Origin of the sequence: Bradyrhizobium sp. CB2312 (genome assembly GCF_029714425.1) — a bacterium.
Taxonomy (GTDB): domain Bacteria; phylum Pseudomonadota; class Alphaproteobacteria; order Rhizobiales; family Xanthobacteraceae; genus Bradyrhizobium.
This window is the reverse complement of record NZ_CP121668.1, coordinates 7,152,233-7,170,581: the sequence shown is the minus strand read 5'-3', so window position 1 is coordinate 7,170,581 and position 18,349 is coordinate 7,152,233. Positions and strand designations below refer to the sequence as shown.

At 62.0% G+C, this 18,349-nt stretch carries 12 protein-coding genes; 9 read left to right on the top strand and 3 right to left on the bottom strand.

Features of this window, described 5'->3' with window-relative positions; all coding sequences use genetic code 11:
* The first annotated feature begins 98 nt into the window (after positions 1-98).
* From QA642_RS34850 to QA642_RS34825, 6 genes are all read left to right on the top strand, one after another.
* Positions 99-1,496 carry a hypothetical protein gene (locus QA642_RS34850; RefSeq protein WP_283080931.1) on the top strand — a complete coding sequence of 466 codons (1,398 nt, stop codon included), beginning with the start codon at positions 99-101 and terminating at the stop codon, positions 1,494-1,496.
* A complete protein-coding gene (locus QA642_RS34845) occupies positions 1,493-2,644 on the top strand; it encodes a Gfo/Idh/MocA family oxidoreductase (protein ID WP_283080930.1) in 1,152 nt (383 codons plus the stop codon). Before QA642_RS34850 ends, QA642_RS34845 begins: the two co-directional genes overlap by 4 nt.
* A 130-nt stretch (positions 2,645-2,774) precedes the next feature.
* On the top strand, positions 2,775-3,965 hold the full coding sequence (locus QA642_RS34840) for a dihydrodipicolinate synthase family protein (protein WP_283080929.1): 1,191 nt from the start codon (positions 2,775-2,777) through the stop codon (positions 3,963-3,965).
* Entirely contained in the window at positions 3,965-4,828 is an 864-nt protein-coding gene (locus tag QA642_RS34835) for a sugar phosphate isomerase/epimerase family protein (protein ID WP_283080928.1), read from the top strand. The genes QA642_RS34840 and QA642_RS34835 overlap by 1 nt, the downstream gene beginning before the upstream one ends.
* Positions 4,829-4,946: 118 nt before the next feature.
* A complete protein-coding gene (locus QA642_RS34830; protein WP_283080660.1) occupies positions 4,947-5,981 on the top strand; it encodes an IS110 family transposase in 1,035 nt (344 codons plus the stop codon).
* Between the two features lie 402 nt (positions 5,982-6,383).
* Complete coding sequence (locus QA642_RS34825) at positions 6,384-7,829, top strand: IS1182 family transposase (protein WP_283079231.1); 1,446 nt, start codon at positions 6,384-6,386, stop codon at positions 7,827-7,829.
* Between the two features lie 190 nt (positions 7,830-8,019).
* Here the strand turns inward: QA642_RS34825 and QA642_RS34820 are convergent, their stop codons facing one another.
* Positions 8,020-9,012 carry an AraC family transcriptional regulator gene (locus tag QA642_RS34820; RefSeq protein WP_283080927.1) on the bottom strand — a complete coding sequence of 331 codons (993 nt, stop codon included), beginning with the start codon at positions 9,010-9,012 and terminating at the stop codon, positions 8,020-8,022.
* A 789-nt stretch (positions 9,013-9,801) separates the two neighbouring features.
* On the opposite strand from QA642_RS34820, the gene QA642_RS34815 reads away from it, so the two are divergent.
* The gene (locus QA642_RS34815; protein WP_283080926.1) at positions 9,802-10,977 is read left to right on the top strand and encodes an OpgC domain-containing protein; all 1,176 of its coding nucleotides are present in this window, start codon (positions 9,802-9,804) and stop codon (positions 10,975-10,977) included.
* Positions 10,978-11,229: 252 nt separating this feature from the next.
* The gene (locus QA642_RS34810) at positions 11,230-13,791 is read left to right on the top strand and encodes an arylsulfatase (RefSeq protein WP_283080925.1); all 2,562 of its coding nucleotides are present in this window, start codon (positions 11,230-11,232) and stop codon (positions 13,789-13,791) included.
* Between the two features lie 1,194 nt (positions 13,792-14,985).
* Here the strand turns inward: QA642_RS34810 and QA642_RS34800 are convergent.
* On the bottom strand, positions 14,986-16,143 hold the full coding sequence (locus tag QA642_RS34800) for a Spy/CpxP family protein refolding chaperone (RefSeq protein ID WP_283080924.1): 1,158 nt from the start codon (positions 16,141-16,143) through the stop codon (positions 14,986-14,988).
* 24 nt (positions 16,144-16,167) lie between these two features.
* On the opposite strand from QA642_RS34800, the gene QA642_RS34795 reads away from it, so the two are divergent.
* Complete coding sequence (locus QA642_RS34795) at positions 16,168-16,410, top strand: hypothetical protein (protein ID WP_283080923.1); 243 nt, start codon at positions 16,168-16,170, stop codon at positions 16,408-16,410.
* A 680-nt stretch (positions 16,411-17,090) separates the two neighbouring features.
* Here the strand turns inward: QA642_RS34795 and QA642_RS34790 are convergent.
* On the bottom strand, positions 17,091-18,278 hold the full coding sequence (locus QA642_RS34790; protein ID WP_283080922.1) for a 6-phosphofructokinase: 1,188 nt from the start codon (positions 18,276-18,278) through the stop codon (positions 17,091-17,093).
* Positions 18,279-18,349 lie beyond the last annotated feature (71 nt).

Genomic DNA, 18,349 nt, shown 5'->3' with positions numbered 1-18,349 from the left:
GAGAAAACCCTCACCCGCCGCGCTTCGCGCGACGACCTCTCCCGCAAGCGGGAGAGGTGACCGTCCCTGCCGCCAGATTTCTGGGGCCCAGTAGCACCATGTCGCCGCGCCTGAAGCTGCGAGAGATCGCCTTCTTCGAACGTCCCGTGCAGTTCGCGCGGCCGTTCCGCTTTGGCGCTGTTACCATCAACGCGACGCCGCAGCTGTTCGTGCGGGCCGAGATCGAAGTCGAGGGCAGGGGCGTCGCGGTCGGCGCCAGCGCCGAGCTGCTGGTGCCAAAGTGGTTCGACAAGCGGCCGGAGCGGTCGCCGGCGCAGACGGTCGACGGCTTGCGCAGATCGCTTCAGATCGCGCGTGATCTTTATCTGGCGCAAACCGGTTTCCAGACGGCGTTCGGCCTGCATGCCTCGTGCATCGGTGCCCAGGTTGCGGCGTGCGCGAAAGAGAACATTCCGCCACTTGCCGCGGCTTATGGTCCCGCCGAGATCGACAAGGCGATTCTCGATGCGCTCTTGCGTGCGTCCGAGACCAGCGTCTTCGACGGGATGGCCGGCAACATCGCCGGCATCGATGCGCGGCTTTCGCCTGACCTGAAGGACGCGGATATCACGACGTTCCTTGCCGGCCGCAAGCCGCTGCCGCGCGTTGCCGTCAGGCATACCGTCGGCCTCGACGATACCGTCGAAGGCCCGGGCGGTGTCGCCGACGCACATGGGAATGCCGGTGCGAGTTATTTCAAGCTGAAGCTGTCGGGCGATCCCGCGGCCGATGCGGCGCGGCTGGCGCGGATCGGCACGGAACTCGATACGCCCGGGCGCGGATACAAGGTGACGCTGGACGCCAACGAGCAATACGCTGACCTGGCTGCGCTGCGGGCGCTGATGGACCGGCTCGATCGTGATTCCGCATTGCGGCCGATCGCGTCGCACCTGCTCTATGTCGAACAGCCGATGCCGCGCGACATCACGCGGCAATCGCCGTTGGGGTCGCTCGCCGCATACGGCTTCATCATCGACGAGGCTGACGATTCCTACGATGCCTTCCCGGCGGCGCGTGCGCTGGGCTATTGCGGCATCTCCTCAAAGTCCTGCAAAGGGCTCTACAAGTCCATCGTCAATGCGACGCGCGCGGCGAAATGGAGTGCGGGTGGGGCGCGGTTCTTCGTCACCGGCGAAGACCTGACCTGCCAGGCCGGCCTTGCCGTGCAGCAGGACCTCGCGCTCGGTGCCTTCATTGGCGTGAGCCATGCCGAGCGCAACGGCCATCATTATGTCGACGGCTTTGGCGAGACGCCCGCCGCCGAAGCGCAAGCCTTCGCCGCTGCGCATCCCGATCTCTATGCCGATGCCGGGCACGGCATTCGGCTCAAGATTCACGACGGCGATCTCCTGACGGGATCGCTTCATGCAACGGGCTTTGCGACGTCGGTCCATCCGGACTGGTCGGCGCTCCGTCCGCTCGAACAGCCAAGATCACTTCAGGAGCAATTGGCATGACCACCCAACGCCTCGGCCTCATCATGAACGGCGTCACCGGCCGCATGGGGCTCAACCAGCATCTGATCCGCTCGATCGTCGCGATCCGCGACCAGGGCGGCGTCCGCCTGAAGAACGGCGACCGCATCATGCCCGATCCGATCCTGGTCGGCCGCAGCGCCGACAAGGTCGAGGCGCTCGCCAAGCGCTACAACATCACGCGCTGGACCACCGACCTCGATGCGGCGCTCGCCGACAAGAACGACACCATGTTCTTCGACGCCGCGACCACGCAGGCGCGCCCGGGCCTGCTCACCCAAGCGATCAACGCCGGCAAGCACGTCTATTGCGAGAAGCCGATCGCGACGAATTTCGAGGAAGCCGTCGAGGTCGTGAAGCTTGCCAATGCCAAGGGCGTCAAGCACGGCACGGTGCAGGACAAGCTGTTCCTGCCTGGCCTGAAGAAGATCGCCTTCTTGCGCGACTCCGGCTTCTTCGGCCGCATCCTCTCGGTGCGCGGCGAGTTCGGCTATTGGGTGTTCGAAGGCGGCTGGCAGGAGGCGCAGCGGCCGTCCTGGAACTACCGCAGCGAGGATGGCGGCGGCATCATCCTCGACATGGTCTGCCACTGGCGCTACGTGCTCGACAATCTCTTCGGCGAGGTCGAGAGCGTGATGTGCATCGGCAACACCGACATTCCCGAGCGCTACGACGAGCAGGGCAAGAAGTACAAGGCGACCGCGGACGATTCCGCCTACGCGACGTTCCAGCTCAAGGGCGGCGTCATCGCCCACATCAACATGTCCTGGGTGACGCGCGTCTATCGCGACGACCTCGTCACCTTCCAGGTCGATGGCACGCTGGGCTCGGCAGTTGCGGGCCTCACCGACTGCATGATCCAGGCGCGGCAGGCAACGCCGCGGCCGGTGTGGAATCCCGACGAGAAGCGGCTGCACGATTTCTACGGCGACTGGCAGAAGATGCCCGACAACGTCAGCTACGATAACGGCTTCAAGGAGCAGTGGGAGATGTTCATCCGCCACGTCTATGAGGGCGCTCCTTACAAGTTCACGCTGCTCGAAGGCGCCAAGGGTGTTCAGCTCGCCGAATGCGCGCTGAAGAGCTGGAAGGAGCGGCGCTGGATCGACGTCGCCCCGATCAAGGCCTGAGGTTGATTGGATAAGTGTCTGTTGAGCCGTCATTGCGAGCGAAGCGAAGCAATCCAGAGTCTTTCCTCAGAGGCAGTCTGGATTGCTTCGTCGCTTCGCTCCTCGCAATGACGGGGAGAGGTCTGAAATCATGAACAAGCCCGTCCAGCCAATGTCATCCCTATCGCTCAAGCTGCCGAAGGCCGATCGCTCGATCGAGACCTATCGGCTCGCGGCCTCGCGCACGTTTCCCGCAAAGCTCGAGGGCCCGCTGAACCGCATCGCCTTCTCGGCCGTGCATACGGTGGCCGATCCCTTCGCCGACAACGATCCCTGGCTCTCCGCCGCAGTCGACTGGGACAAGACCATCGCCTTCCGCGAGCATGTCTGGGACCTCGGCCTCGGCGTCGCCGAAGCCATGGACACCGCGCAGCGTGGCATGGGCCTGGACTGGCCGACCTCGCTGGAGCTGATCACGCGCTCGGTCGCGGCCGCCAAGCGGCGCAATGCGCTGGTGTTCTCCGGCGCCGGCACCGATCACCTCGCAGTGGACGATGCCAAGAGCCTCGACGACGTGATCCGGGCCTATGAGGAGCAGCTCTCGGCCGTCGAGAAGGTCGGCGGCCGCATCATCCTGATGGCCTCGCGCGCGTTGGCAAAACTCGGCCGCAGCGCCGACGACTACGCCAAGGTCTACAACCGCGTACTGTCGCAGGTTCGTGAACCCGTGATCATCCACTGGCTCGGTGACATGTTCGATCCAGCGCTGACCGGATATTGGGGCACCGGGGATCTCGACAAGGCGATGGACATTGCGGTGGCCATCATCAACAACAACGCCGCCAAGGTCGACGGCGTCAAGGTCTCGCTGCTCGACAAGCAGCGCGAGATCGACATGCGCCGGCGCCTGGACAAGCGCATCAAGATGTATACCGGCGACGACTTCAACTACGCGGAGCTGATCGCCGGCGACAGCCAAGGTTTTTCGCACGCGCTGCTCGGTATCTTCGATGCCATCGCGCCGGCGGCATCCTACGCGCTGTCGCGGCTCGCGTCCGGCGACGAAGCCGGCTTCCACGATGTGCTGGGCCCGACGGTGCCGCTGTCACGCCACATCTTCAAGGCGCCGACGCGCTTCTACAAGACCGGCGTCGTGTTCATGGCGTATCTCAACGGCCACCAGGATCATTTCACCATGGTCGGTGGTCAGGAGAGCACGCGTTCCACGTTGCATCTGGCCGAGCTGTTCCGCCTCGCCGACAAGGCCGGCCTGCTGGCCAATCCCGAACTTGCGACGCAGCGGATGAAGACCGTGCTCGCTACCCACGGTATCGAATCCTGATGCGTGATTTCTCGTTCGACCATCGCTGGCTGTCGCTGAACACGGCGACCGTCCGCAAGCAGGGTAACCTCGTCGAGATCATCGATGCCTGTGCCAGGCATGGCATTCGCGCCATCGATCCCTGGCGCGACCAGGTCGCTGCCGTTGGTCTCGACCGCGCCGCGCGCGCGGTGCGCGATGCCGGCCTCGATCTCTCAGGCTATTGCCGCGGCGGCATGTTCACCTCGGACGCCTCGCGCCGGGGCGAGGTGCGTGACGATAACCGGCGCTGCGTCGATGAAGCCAAGGCGCTGGGGGCCTCCTGCATCGTCCTCGTCGTCGGCGGCCTGCCGCAATATTCGCGGCCGGGCAGCGAGGCCTCGAAGAACATCGTGGCCGCGCGCGGGCAGGTCGAGGAAGCTCTTGCCGATATGCTCGACTACGCCCGGCAGGCAAAGCTGCCGCTGGCGATCGAGCCCTTGCATCCGGCCTATGCCGCCGACCGGGCCTGCGTGAACACGACAAAGCAGGCGCTCGACATCTGCGACCGGCTCGATCCCGGCCGCAGCGGCATGCTCGGCGTCGCGCTCGACGTCTATCACATCTGGTGGGACCCGGAGCTGATGGGCCAGATCGCGCGCGCCGGCAAGGATCGCCTGCTCGCATTCCATGTCTGCGACTGGCTGGTGCCGACCAAGGACATCCTCAACGACCGCGGCATGATGGGCGATGGCGTGATCGACATCAAATCGGCCCGCGCTGCCGTCGAAGCGCAGGGGTTTGCCGGTTATTCGGAGATCGAAATCTTCTCCAACGACTGGTGGGGCAAGCCGATGGACGAGGTGCTGCGCACCTGCATCGCGCGGCACAAGACGGTGGTCTAGATGCGGTAATGGGCCCGGCTCCGGAGCAAGGGGTCATGATGGTGGCTGTCCCCCGATAGATGATGAAACGGGGTCACGACTTGAGTCGGCCCCAAGCATCTGGAGACGGAGGACAGCCGTGGAGAATTATGCCGGAATCGACGTGTCATTGGAACTGTCGAGCGTGTGTGTTGTGGACGCCCAGGGTAAGATCCTGAAGGAAGCGAAGGTCGCAAGCGAACCCGACGCCTTAGTTGAGTTTTTTGAGACGCTCGGCTTTGCAGTGAAGCGGATCGGGCTGGAGGCTGGGCCGCTGTCGCAATGGCTGCATGCAGGCCTGAAAGGTGCAGGATTTGAAACAGTTCTGCTGGAAACGCGGCACGTGAAGGCCGCATTATCTGCAATGACGGTCAAGACGGATCGCAAGGATGCCCGCGGGATCGCCCAGTTGATCCGGATGGGATGGTTTCGGCAGGTACACGCAAAGTCGGTTGATGCGCAAGAGATCCGGGCACTCCTGATCGCACGCAAACAGCTTCTCGGGCGGCTGATCGATGTAGAATTAAGTATCCGAGGGATTTTGCGCGGCTTCGGTCTGAAGGTTGGCCCGGTGACGCGAAGGAATTTCGAAGCGCGGATTCGAGAGTTGGTTGCAGGCCAGGCGACATTGGAGCGCATTGCTGGTGCGATGCTTTCGGCACGATCGGCCCTGAAGGCAGAATACGGAAGACTACACAAGGCTGTGCTGGCAATTGTGCGTGATGATGCAGTCTGCCGCCGGCTTATGACAGTACCAGGCGTTGGTCCCCTGGTGGCCATCACCTACAAATCGGCGATTGATGATCCTCATCGCATTGTAAAGTCAAAGGCAGCAGGCGCGCTGTTCGGGCTCACGCCAAAGAAATATCAATCGGGAGAAAAGGACGTCACGGGCGGAATCACGCTGGCCGGCGATGAGACGGTGCGGACGGCCTTGTATGAAGCCGCCAACGTTCTGCTATCGCGCATCACGCGGTTCTCAAAACTCAAACGCTGGGGGATGGACGTCGCCAAGCGGAGAGGCTCGAAGCGCGCAAAGGTCGCCTTGGCACGCAAGCTCGCAGTGATCCTGCATCGGATCTGGGTCGATGGCACGACTTACCGATGGGCCGAAGCGGGCTCAATCGCAGCATAGAAGACGTGGAGGAGATCAAGAACGCAACCGGGATGAACTGAAGCCCGGTGCCCGAAGTCCCGTCGCCGGGACGGTGGATGCGGTGAAGCCGTTACACGCCCAGTGGCGTCGTCCGACGAACCACGCGTATCTAGATAGGCTCACCGCTCCCTCTGACAGCATGATGTGGCGGCCAGGCGTCGACCACGAACAGAAGCATGAGCTCGGCGGCGTGGCGTTCACTCGGGAGGCTTGACATCATCGGGCCCATTACAGAAGGGCGTGTACTCATTGAGGCAACGTCAGCAGCTGATGGCCGAGCGGAAAGCATCTGCTCGGGTTGAGCGTTACTGGTTTTGACCCTGGCTGTGTGAAAAGTCACGAGTCGGCTAGGATTCTTCCGTTTCCTGATGGGGGATACGGATGGGACGCTTCGTTGAAGGCGCGGACAGATCCCAGCTGACGCTCTTGCCGGAATGTCTGGAGGATTGGGTAGGCGAGGACAACGCGGTCCACGTGATCGATGTGTTCGTCGAGGCGCTCGACCTGCATGGAATGGGGTTTGAGCGTGTGATCGCCAAGGAGACGGGCCGGCCCTCCTATCATCCGGCAGTCCTTCTGAAGCTTTACATCTACGGTTATCTCAATCGGCTGCAATCCAGTCGCCGCCTGGAACGTGAGACGTGCCGCAATGTCGAGGTAATGTGGCTGATTGGGCGCCTGGCTCCCGATCACAAGACGATCGCCGATTTCCGGAAGGATAACGGCGCGGCGATCCGGAAGGTTTGCGCGAAGTTCGTTGCACTATGCCGGCAAATGGGCCTGTTGCAGACCGCAAGCGTCGCAATCGACGGCAGCAAGTTCAAGGCGGTGAACAACCGCGACCGCAACTTCACGCATGCCAAGATGGCAAGGCGGATGGCGCAGATCGAGGAAAGCGTCGGTCGATATCTGCGTCAACTCGATAGCGCCGATCGGCAGGAGCCATCGGAAGCGATCAGCATCAAGACGACGAGGATCAAGGAAAAGATCGCTCGGCTGAAGCAGGAGATGAGCCGCCTGGAAGTGCTTGATGCGCAGATGCGCAACACGCCGGATCAACAGATATCGCTGACCGATCCGGATGCCCGTTCGATGGCCACCAGCGGACGCGGATCGGGTGTCGTCGGCTACAACGTCCAGGTCGCGGTGGACACCGAACACCATCTGATTGTGACGCACGAGGTCATAAACGTCGGCAACGACCGTGGGCAGCTTGCTCGGATGTCGAAGCAGGCCAAAGAAGTGCTCGCAGTGGACAAACTCGATGCGGTCGCCGATCGTGGCTACTTCGACGGAGAGGAGATATTGGCCTGCGAAGAGGCTGGCGTTGCAGTCACCTTGCCCAAGCCCATGACGTCGAACGCCAAGGCGGAGGGCCGGTTCGGCAAACAGGACTTCGCCTACCTGCCTGATGAGGATGTCTACCGCTGCCCATCGGGCCAGCTGCTGCCCTATCACTTCACCAACATCGAGCATGGAATGACGCTGCGCCGTTACTGGTCGACGGCGGCATGCCAAGGCTGCGCGATCAAGAGCCAATGTACGCCGTCCAAGGAGCGCCGGATCACGCGCTGGGAGCATGAGCATGTGGTCGAGGAGGTCCAGCGACGGCTCGATTCCAATCCTGACGCCATGCGGACGCGACGTGAGACAGTCGAGCATCCCTTCGGCACGATCAAAGCCCGTATGGGTGCGACCCACTTCCTGATGAAGCGCCTACGGAATGTCGCCGCTGAGATGGCGCTGCATGTTCTCGCCTATAACCTCACACGGGTGATGAACATCGTCGGCAAACCGCGCCTGATTGCAGCCATCCGCGCCGCCTGAAGGCCGGAAAGCGCGTCCAAAACCGCAATACCCCGTCGCGATACCCACTTTGGCCGGTCATTGGACGATCCGATGCGTCAGCACCGGCCGCCTGCAATGATTGGCGACCACGCCGCGTCCGACCTATCCGTTTGCACACAACCAAGACCCAATGCGGACATTCGCTAGCGGGATCTCGCGCACGCGCCGATCAGGGGCAGGTGGCTCGGCCGGCATCCCTGCCGGTGTAACGGACCCCACGCGGCGAATCGCCGAAGCGAGCTCGGAACAGGCGATTGAAATGCGAAACATCCGAGAAGCCTACCTCCAGCGCGATATCGGAAATGAGCTGCGCGTTGACGCGCGCCTCGGTCAACAGTTTGAACGCAAGTTGGAGACGTAGCTCATTCACGTGCCCGGTGAACGATGATCCTGATGACGCCATCAGGCGCTGCAGATAGCGAGGTGAAATGCCTTGGCGATGAGCGACCTCCTCGACGCTAAGCCCAGGCTTCTGAAAGTGTGCCGCGATGTAGTCGAGTACGGCGCTGTGGCGCGCGGCCACGACCGCACTCGCGTCGCTCTCGCCCAAGGGAGCGCACTCGCTGACCGCGAGCGCAACAAGATCACAGGTGTGAGCTGCGACCACATCACGCAGCTTGGGGGCGGCCAGAGCACCCTCCTTAAATGCTGACTTCAGATAGGCCATGAGGAGGCGGAGTGGTTCATTTCGCTGAGGAATGGACCGCATGGCGAGGCTCTCGATGTCTGTCACGCGCTGCGCAAGCGCCTCTCGGGGTACCGCCAGACCAAATAGCATTCCGTCGATATAGGTGACGGTAGCGGGCTCCGAATGCAGAATCGAGGTTGCGTCGCCGGCGCAAAGCTCGATGTCCCGGCCGCGCTGCGACAAACGGCTTTTGCCGGGTAAACAGACGATGAGGCCGATCGAGTCGTCGCCGTCAGCAACGCTTGCCCGCAAGCGCTTGAAGCGCATGGGAGAGCCTTTCAGTGCGAGCGTGCGTAGACCCCGGAGCGCTTGCAATGTTGCGTCGGCTTGAAACGGACCGTTCGTTAGAGGTTCGATATCGACGTGAACTATTCCCCGTACAAACCTCTCGCGCCATAGTGGAAGTCGCATCCGCTCCGGATGCTCGCGCGTCGAGAATCGATGCGATACGAAATTGGCTGCGTCCGTAGACATGGGGACCTCCAGCCTTGATAAGCCACTGCGTCAAAATGCTGCGGCAGGCCAGCTGCCGGTATCCGTATTTTGCAATTCGCGCACCGACCGTCTCCTCAGGTGCGCAGGATTCCAAGAAGCTACTTCATTTGTCTGCTAGTCTCATTCACCTGTGATTGATGCTGATGTGAACTGGCTCACGTGGCGACCAGAAAATTACGGCAATTTTTGATTGCAAATGCCGCGTGCAAATATCTCCTTTAAGAGGAGATGATTGTAATGGCTCTATTTCAAATTGCTGCCATCGGATCCAGTTTGAAACATCCCTGGCTGCAAGACCAGATCCAACTTTATCGCACTGCTCGCGACTGATCGGGCTCATCGGCCCGCGAGTTCCGCAGAACAACACTGTCCTCTGATCCGGTTTCCTATCGTGCCTTGATTGCTGCATCACCTTTAAGGTTCGTCGGACCCAAATCACTTCCCGGCACTGTTCCTTTTAGCTGCCGGATGAAATGGTCGAAATCTGTCGCATGGGACGGCGACCGTGGTGATCAGGAAGAGGTTCGATCATGTCCACCATACTCGACATGCTTTATCGCGAGTACTGCCGGGCCCGCTTCACCGAAATGCGAAAGCAACTCTTGATACGGGGCGTTGGCGACAAAATCCTGGAAGCGCCTTGGGAGGACGATGATCCTCCCGACCCTGGCGCTCTAGGGAGTAGCTGGGCGACGAAGGAGCCCCCATCATCCATCGGGTAGCTGGAGCGCGTTATCGACCTTATGAGGCGCGAGCGCGGGCCAACAGATGGACGATCGAACTCAAACCTCGACGCGATTGTTCGGCGAAGCTCCGCCGGTGTTCAGAGCGGACGGCCGCGATCTGCGTATCGATGTCTGCCGCGGGATCGCGTTATGGTGGATCTTTCTCGATCATGTTCCCAATAACATCGGGAGCTGGCTGACACCGCGCAACTACGGTCTCTGCGATGCCGCCGAGATCTTCATGTTCCTCTCGGGCGTGACCTGTGCGCTGGCCTATGGCAGGACGCGTGAGCGCGAGGGCTGGAGCGGCATGATCGGCCGTTCGCTGCGCCGGGGATGGGACATCTACGCGGCGTTTCTACTGCTTACGCTCGCTTGCGCCATCCTGGTCTACCTTGCGGGCAGCGATGATCTGGCCGACGGGAGCAATACGCGCATTCTGCTCGAACGTCCGGGCGCGACGCTTGCGCACGCCGCAATCCTGCAATACCGGCCTGTCAACACTGACGTCCTGCCGGTTTTCGTGATTTTTCACGTGCTGTTCGCGCCGCTGCTATGGCTGCTGCTGCGAGCGCCGAACGTCACGCTTGGGGTGTCCTTGTTGATCTACGCGCTCGTGCACGTCTTTGGTTGGAGAGTTTCCGCCTGGCCCAACGGCGTCTGGTTCTTCAATCCGCTGGCTTGGCAGTTTCTGATCGTGCTGGGCGCATGGTGCGTCATTGAGGGAACGAAATTCCGGCCGTGGCTGATGTCGCGCTTGACGCTTGTTCTGGCTGTTCTCTATCTGGTTTTGGGCCTAGTCCTTGCGCAGAGTTGGAGCATCGAGCCGCTGGTCTCGCAAAGTTTGAGGGACCTGCTATTTCCACCGGATAAATCGAATCTCAGTCCGATACGGCTGCTGCATTTTATGGCTCTTGCAATTGTGGCGCTACGATTCATTCCGCGGAATTGGGAGAGGCTATCGACGCCGGTGCTGAGCTGCGCGAAGTGCTGTGGCGAGAACTCGCTGCCGATCTATTGTCTCGGCGTCCTTCTGGTGCTCGCCAGCCACCTTACGCTGCTCGAGCTTTCGGAGGGGCTTGCGATGCAGATCGTGGTTAGTGTTGCCGGAGTGCTGATGATGATCGGCGTCGCGCGGTTACTGAACGCGATCAACATCCCGCGCGAGCGGAAGTCAGCGGGGACGCAGTCGATCGGGAAAGTTCCGCCGGTTCGCTAAACTGGTAGATTGCGGGTGGAGCACGGAGAGCAGCTCTTAGCCCTGAGCTGAACACCACGAAAGCCATCGCCATGTCTGCTGTCTGAGGGAAGCCGGACGCCGCCCGACTGATAGGCTGACCGCTGCAAATGACTCGAAGCCGACGTTTCGGACCCATGGGCGGCAAGTTGATCTAGATCAAAGGAAGCTTTGCGGCGTTGTGTCTCGGTTGCGCGTCCACAGGGTTCTGACGTTTCCGAAAGGGAGCTTCCAATGACCCGTACCCGTCAGGATGACGATAACTCAAAGCCAGAAAGCTGTTTACTAAACCGCCGCAACTTACTGCTTTGCGGCACCACACTCAGCGCCGCCTATTTGCTGTGCGCACTGGGAACAACCAGCCTCGCGCAGCAAACCACCGGCACGCCGGGCTCACCCGGGGCCACCACGACGATAGACGGAAAGTATCTTCCGCCACCGCCACCGAAGTTCGGCGGCGACATCAACCTTCAAGCCAGCCAGTCAAAACCGTATTGGCCCGCCCGCGTGGTGCCGCCCAAGGGTGCGCCCAACGTTCTCCTGATCATGACCGACGACCAAGGCTACGGCGTTTCGGGGACGTTTGGTGGCGTCGTCCCGACACCTGCAATGGATCGCATTGCGCAAATGGGGCTGCGCTACACTCAGTTCCACTCCACGGCCCTTTGCTCGCCGACGCGGGCGGCGCTGATCACCGGCCGCAATCACCACTCCGTGGGGTTCGGCATCATCTCGGAGCAATCGACGGGCTATCCGGGTTACGACAGCATCATCGGACCTGAGAGTGCCACCATTGGCACGATCCTCAAACAGAACGGCTACGCCACGTCCTGGTTTGGCAAGAACCACAACACGCCGAGTTATCAGTACGGTGTGACGGGGCCGTTCGATCAATGGCCCATCGGCATGGGCTTCGACTACTTCTATGGCTTCATGGGCGGCGAGAGCAACCAGTGGACGCCATATCTGTTCCGGAACACCACCCAGGTTTTCCCCTGGGTCGGAAACTCCACCTACAATCTGACCACGGACATGGCCGACGATGCGATCGCCCACCTGCGACAGCTCAATGCGGCCAATCCGGATCAGCCGTTCTTCCTCTATTACGTGCCCGGCGGCACCCATTCGCCGCATCAGCCGACCAAGGAATGGATCGACAAGTTCAAGGGCAAGTTCGACATGGGCTGGAACGAACTTCGCGAGCAGATCTTTGCCAATCAAAAGCGGCTTGGCGTCATCCCGGCGAACACCCAACTCACGCCTTGGCCGGATGATCTGAAAAAGTGGGACACGCTGACAGCCGACGAAAAAAAGCTGTTCGCGCGGCAAGCGGAGGTATTCGCCGGTTACGCTGCCTACACCGACCATGAGATCGGCCGCGTGATCCAGGAAGTCCAGGACCAAGGCAAGCTGGACGACACGCTGATCATATATATCAGCGGTGACAATGGCACGAGTGCAGAAGGCACAACGGTCGGCACACCCAACCAATACACCGCCTACAATGGTATCTTGGACCTGCCGATCGCCGATCAATTGAAGGCATACGACGCTTGGGGGTCAGCCGCCACCTATCCGCACATGTCGGTGGCCTGGTCATGGGCCTTCGACACTCCGTTCAAATGGACGAAACAAGTGGCGTCGCATTTCGGTGGCACCCGTCAGGGCATGGCGATCTGTTGGCCGAACCGCATCAAGGATACGGGCGGCATCCGCACCCAGTTCCACCACATGATCGACATCGTACCGACGATCCTTGAGGCAACCGGCATTCCCGCGCCGGTGATGGTCAACGGCATCGCGCAGAAGCCCATTGAAGGTGTCAGCATGAGCTACACCTTCGACAAGTCGAGCGCCAACGTGCCGTCGGCGCGAACAACGCAGTATTTCGAGATGTTCGCCAATCGCGCGATCTATCACGACGGTTGGATCGCGGCGACAACGCCACCTGCACCGCCATGGCTCCTGGGCACCGCCAAGCTGCCCACGGACGTGGTCAATGGCTACAAGTGGGAGCTCTACAACATTGCCGAGGATTACTCGGAGAGCAACGACCTTGCGGCGAAGATGCCAGACAAGCTGCGCGAGCTGCAGGAGCTGTTTATGGTCGAGGCGACGAAGTACAATGTGTTTCCGCTGGACAACTCGGTGCTTCCGCGCATCATCGCACCAAGGCCAAGTGCGACCGCCGGTCGGAACGCCTTCACTTACTCGGGCGAGTTATCAGGCTTGCCCGAGAGCGATGCGCCCAGCATCCTGAACAGGTCTTATACGATCACCGCCGAAGTGGACATTCCGGGCAGTGCTGGTTCGACCGTTGGGCGTGCGGGCTCACAGGACGGCAGCGAAGGGATGATCGTCACTGAAGGGGGACGCTTCGGCGGCTACGGCCTGTATCTGCTCAAGGGCAAGCCAGTATTTCTCTACAACTTCCTCGACCTGGAACGCTTCCGGTGGGAAGGCCCGAATGCGCTCGCACCCGGCAAGCACACCATCGTGTTCGACTTCAGATACGATGGACCTGGCTTCGGCAAGGGCGGCACGGGCGTTCTGAAGGTGGACGGCAAGGAGGTCGCCAACAACAAAATCCCGCACACCATTCCGTTCATCATTGCCATCGAGGAAACCTTCGACGTGGGTGTCGATACCCGTACCCCCGTTGACGACAAGGACTATCAGGTGCCGTTCCGCTTCACCGGCAAGCTCGACAAGCTCACCTTCAAGGTCGGGCCGGTGCAGCTCACCAGCGACGAGCATCAGGTCATTCGGCACGCGCGCGCCGGCGCGAACAACTGATGCCTCAGCAATCCGGCCGGGCGTCCTTTCCTCGGGGGTCTGGCCGGACGTTGGCGTGCCGGTGTCCAGCGAAATCCGTCGAACATCGCGTGGCGCGCCATGTCAGCTGCTGGCCCCAAGCGCCGGTTGAGGGATGTCCGCTATTCCGCCGCTGTCGGGCGTAGAGCAGATATCGGCGCGCTGATCCGCGGCAGCGTTTGTGAGTTCACGCCCCTGGTTACCACAAGTGCGCCCGGCCCGCGGGCTTGCGACCTGTTGCAGCGCGCCTTCGACCGGCTTGGCCGCCGGCGGCACGGCCCCTCTAGCTGGCGAAGCAGCTAGCCGGTCGGAGTACCACCAATGATGCGGTGGACGGCGATCAGTCCCAGGCAGAATATCGTCATCTCGATGCCGCAGCCTCGTCACAGTCTGCGCCAGATTGGATGTGGTGATCAGTGGCATCAACGATCAGCAGACGCGGCGGATGTACCCTTGCCTGTTGATCTCGAATGGCCCCGGCGCGCAATCGTCGGGGCCATTGTTGTGATCGGCGCGAAAGGGCCGGGGACCTCTGCCGAAAGCCTCCGCGTGCTTTATTGCAGCGAAAGAAACGCCAAGGACGATCGTGGAATTCAATGTGTCGGGCCTAAATGGTTTCAAGTCCGGGCGCGCGACTTAAAAGTCAGACGATTGCGCTATCATAGATTTACCGTCAAACACCGGACTATCACTCGTCAATTCGATCTGCGAAGCTGTGACAACACAAATGCGCTTGCAGACAAGCAAGTGCGAAGGGAGGAGGTCCGCAGTGGAGAAGGTGCGACGCTTGCGTGCGATGAGCTCACTGTGCCGCCAACAGGCCGCATAAAACAGCATGAACAAATGGAAGCTGCTCGCCGAAGCAGAATACTGGGATCACCTGGCCGATCTCGAGTTGTCTTCTCACTTCCAGCAATGCAACTCACTTGCAACGACGCAACCTCATTGGCTCGAATGAGACAGAGCATGATCCGGACCCGGAGGGCCGCGCTAGCGCAAGGTACGCAGCGGTTTTCCGAAAAGATCGTGCTCAAACATCCCAAAGCGCGATGACGATTCATCCTGATCTCATCGCGCCTTAGAGCAGCCTCAAGCGATCACAAGCACCAATGATGCCGGCAGAAAACGATTTCCGCGTGGGATCAGAACGAGGCCGCAACGAGTGAACGCGTCCCTTCATTGACCTGCGACCTGTTGCAGCGTGTTGAAGCGCGCCTTCTGCTCGCTGCTCAGCGTGGCATAGAACTCGTCGAGGGCAGGTTCGACCAGCTTGGCGGCCGTCAGCATGGCCTCGAGCCGGCGCTGCATCGCCTCCAGCCGTCCGACCGGCGTCAGGGGCACATCGTTTGGACAGGCCGCCTGCAGGCCTTCAACACCCTTGGCTGTCGCTTCGCTGAGGCGGTCGAGCGCCTCCTTCTGCTTGCCGGCGGGGTGGAGCACAGCCTCGATCCTTTGGATCGGCAACTGGGTCAGGCCGGATTTCGGATCGCCGCAGCCCTCGGCGTTGGCTTGCTGTTGCGGCGAGCGCTCGCCGACATTGGGACCGAGCGCGTTGAAGCTGGCCTGCTGCTCGTCACTGAGCGAGTTGTAGAAAGTCTCCAGTGCCGGCCGTACGATCTTGACGGCTTCCAGCGTCGCGCTGACGCGGTTCATCATCGCGCGCAGGCGGCCAGGCGGAGTCAGTGCATAGGTCTCCGCGCAAGAGTCCTTGAACACACCGGCGGCCTTGGCCGCCGCGGTCTTCAGCTCGTCGAGCAGTGCGCGTTGCTCCGGTGTCGGGCGCACGGCCCGCGCGATGTCGGCAAGCGGCCAGGCGGTCACGCCCTTGTCCGGTGTGCCGCACAATTGCTGTAGCGTTTGCGGGCTCACGCTGGCGCGCTGGCGAACGCGGCCGCCGCCGCCGGCTGGCGGGTAGTCCTGCGGATTGATGCTGGCATAGGCGGAATAGGGGTCGTCACCACCCCAGAACACGGTGTCGACGAAGTCGTCATACGCGTACGCCCAATAGCCGGGCTCGTAGGCATAGGACCAGAACGTGTAGTCGAAGATGTCGGAATAGGCATAAGGCCAGAACACGGGCCCAAGCCAAGCGACGAACACCGCGGGATGGCGATGTCGCCAGGCCTGCCGGGGAGCCCAGCCGCTCTGGCGGGTGGTGAGCGCCGCCTGGGCCTGCGCAGGCGCCTGGTCGCGGAAGCGCTCGGCAAACCGCCCGCGCTGGGTGGCCTGCGCGGCGGCCGCAATCGCCGGCGCCCGCCCGGTCGGAGCTTGCAGTCCAAGTCGCTGTTGGCGTGCCAGATCGCTTTGCTGAGCGCGCTGCTCACGGTCAAGCAAGCGGTTCTGCGTCTGGAGTGTCCGTTGCTGCTCGCGCAGCGCCCGGGCGCCTTCCGGTTTCTGCGACTGGAGTTGCTGCACGCGCTGCTGCAGGCGATCAATGCGGGTCTGGCGTTCCGTCGTCTGGCGCGACAGCATCTCGCGCTGCCGCTGCTGCACCATCTGCTGGCGCTGCTCGATCTGCTGCTGATGCCGTTGCGCGCGCTGATCGATCTGGTCCCGTCGCGACAGCTGCTCGCCCGCGGCGGCCGGTGCGCTGGGGCGTGAAGGGGCGGCGATATGCGGCGTCGGCCGCGCCGTCATGGCCGGACGTTGCGGAGCTGCCGGTGTCCGATGAAATTCAGGCCGCGGCGCTGCGATGTGCGGGGCCGCCCGCGGCGGTGGTGCAGCGAAGTGGGGAGCCGGACGCGGCGGCGGCGAGGCGATATGCGGCACAGGATGTGGCGCCATGGCCGGTCGCTGCGGCATGGCCGGGGGATGGAATGCCGGCGCGGCGGGACGTGCCATCGGCGGTGGGGCTGCCGGACGGGGCATGGCCGGTGGTGCTGCTGGCCGTGCTGCCGGCGCCGCGCCTGGCCCGCCCCTTCCATGTCCCTGGCCGGGTCCTTGGGCGAACGCGCCGACGCTGGTCGCCAGCATCGAGACACCGACCAAGACAGCCGTCAGGCCAACGCCACGCGGAAGCATGATCGTCGCTCCCAGCTCGTAATTGCCCACGACTTTCAACGCGCGGGTGGCGGAATCGTTCGTTGTCGGCCGCCGCCGGCATGCGGTCTTCCGACGCAGGCCAGCCTCAAGCGAAATCCTGCGTCAGGGTGGCAGCAAGCCGCTCCAGCGCCCAGTCGATTTCAGACGGCCGTCAGCGTGAGCCCTCTGCATTGACGTCCGCTTTCAGCGGCAGAACGGACATTGGTCGGACTTACTGCTGGCTCGCCCGGTCCGGCACGCTAAGACGCGCGGTTGAGAAAGATCGGCAGCCCCTGCTTGTTGGCGTAGATGGGGCGGTAGCGCTCCGTGTTGTAGCTGCTCGCAACGTCCAATTTGCGCGGACCGAGCTTGGCGTCAGGGATGGGCACGAGGTCGTAGCGGCCCTCGACCAGCGCCGACATGAGGCCGGTCTTGCTCTCCAGCATGGCATCGTAGGCCATGTTACCGAAAGTCAGGGCCACAAGCTTGTCGATGAAGTCCGGATCGCCCGATCGCAGATCGTAGGTGAGATCGGAGGTGATCGTCTCCTCGCCGGTGCGCTGCTTGATCTCGTCGGCAAGCGATTCCGCCACGTTGGCCTTCTTGCGGTGACCGTAGGCGTCAGGCTCGCCGTATTCCCGCAGCTTGTAGCCTTGCCACTGAGCTCCCTCGCTGAGCACGATCAGCGCGTAGTTGCTTGGATTGGCCCGCTTGTCCTCGATGAGCAACTGGATCAGCTTGTCGAGGTCGACCTTATACTCCGGTATGACGCATCGTATCGAGGTGGCATACGCGGTGTAGAGTGCCGTAAATCCGGCATCCCGGCCAAAGACGCGGAAAATGCCAATTCGCTCGTGCGAGCCGACGGTGGTGCGCTGCCGCTGGATGGCATCGCTGGCGCGGGTGATCGCGGTCGAGAAGCCGATGCAGTACTCGGTGTTGCGGACGTCATTGTCCATCGTCTTCGGGATGGCGATGATCTTGACGCCGAGTTCGTTGAGCTTGGCCGCATAACTGAGCGTGTCGTCGCCGCCGATGGCGATCAGGTGTTCGATGCCAAGTCCCGAAAGGTTAGCGAGCACCCGGCTGGTGAGGTCCCACGTCTTTGTCGCAATGCCGCCGTTGGTGCTCAGCGAGACCGGAACATCGTTGCCGACGAGATGATCGGGCAGGTTTTGTATTTTGGAGGGATTGAGGCGGCTCGAGTGCAGCACGGTGCCGCCGCGCCGGTCGATGGTTCGAGTGTTTTCACGATTCAGCGGGATGACGTAGTGGGACCTGCTGTTTGGGTCGTCGAGGTTCAGGTGCGTGAGGGCCTCCCAACCACGGCGCAGGCCGACAACCTCGATGTCGTCCTCACTGCCGCGATAAGTCACGCTCTTGATGACTGCATTGAGGCCGGCGACGTCGCCGCCGCCCGTGAGAATGCCGATGCGTTTTTTGGCCATATCCACCTCCCGGATCGGCATGTCGTCATAGCGCCTGCATCTGTCGATTGAACGGTGAACGTCGCTCCGGT

Bases quoted from the DNA above. Each gene is read 5' to 3' on its own strand.
- QA642_RS34815 (WP_283080926.1), top strand. From the start codon at position 9,802: ATGGACGATCGAACTCAAACCTCGACGCGATTGTTCGGCGAAGCTCCG.
- QA642_RS34825 (WP_283079231.1), top strand. From the start codon at position 6,384: ATGGGACGCTTCGTTGAAGGCGCGGACAGATCCCAGCTGACGCTCTTG.
- QA642_RS34850 (WP_283080931.1), top strand. From the start codon at position 99: ATGTCGCCGCGCCTGAAGCTGCGAGAGATCGCCTTCTTCGAACGTCCC.
- QA642_RS34845 (WP_283080930.1), top strand. From the start codon at position 1,493: ATGACCACCCAACGCCTCGGCCTCATCATGAACGGCGTCACCGGCCGC.
- QA642_RS34810 (WP_283080925.1), top strand. From the start codon at position 11,230: ATGACCCGTACCCGTCAGGATGACGATAACTCAAAGCCAGAAAGCTGT.
- QA642_RS34790 (WP_283080922.1), bottom strand. From the start codon at position 18,278: ATGGCCAAAAAACGCATCGGCATTCTCACGGGCGGCGGCGACGTCGCC.
- QA642_RS34835 (WP_283080928.1), top strand. From the start codon at position 3,965: ATGCGTGATTTCTCGTTCGACCATCGCTGGCTGTCGCTGAACACGGCG.
- QA642_RS34840 (WP_283080929.1), top strand. From the start codon at position 2,775: ATGAACAAGCCCGTCCAGCCAATGTCATCCCTATCGCTCAAGCTGCCG.
- QA642_RS34820 (WP_283080927.1), bottom strand. From the start codon at position 9,012: ATGTCTACGGACGCAGCCAATTTCGTATCGCATCGATTCTCGACGCGC.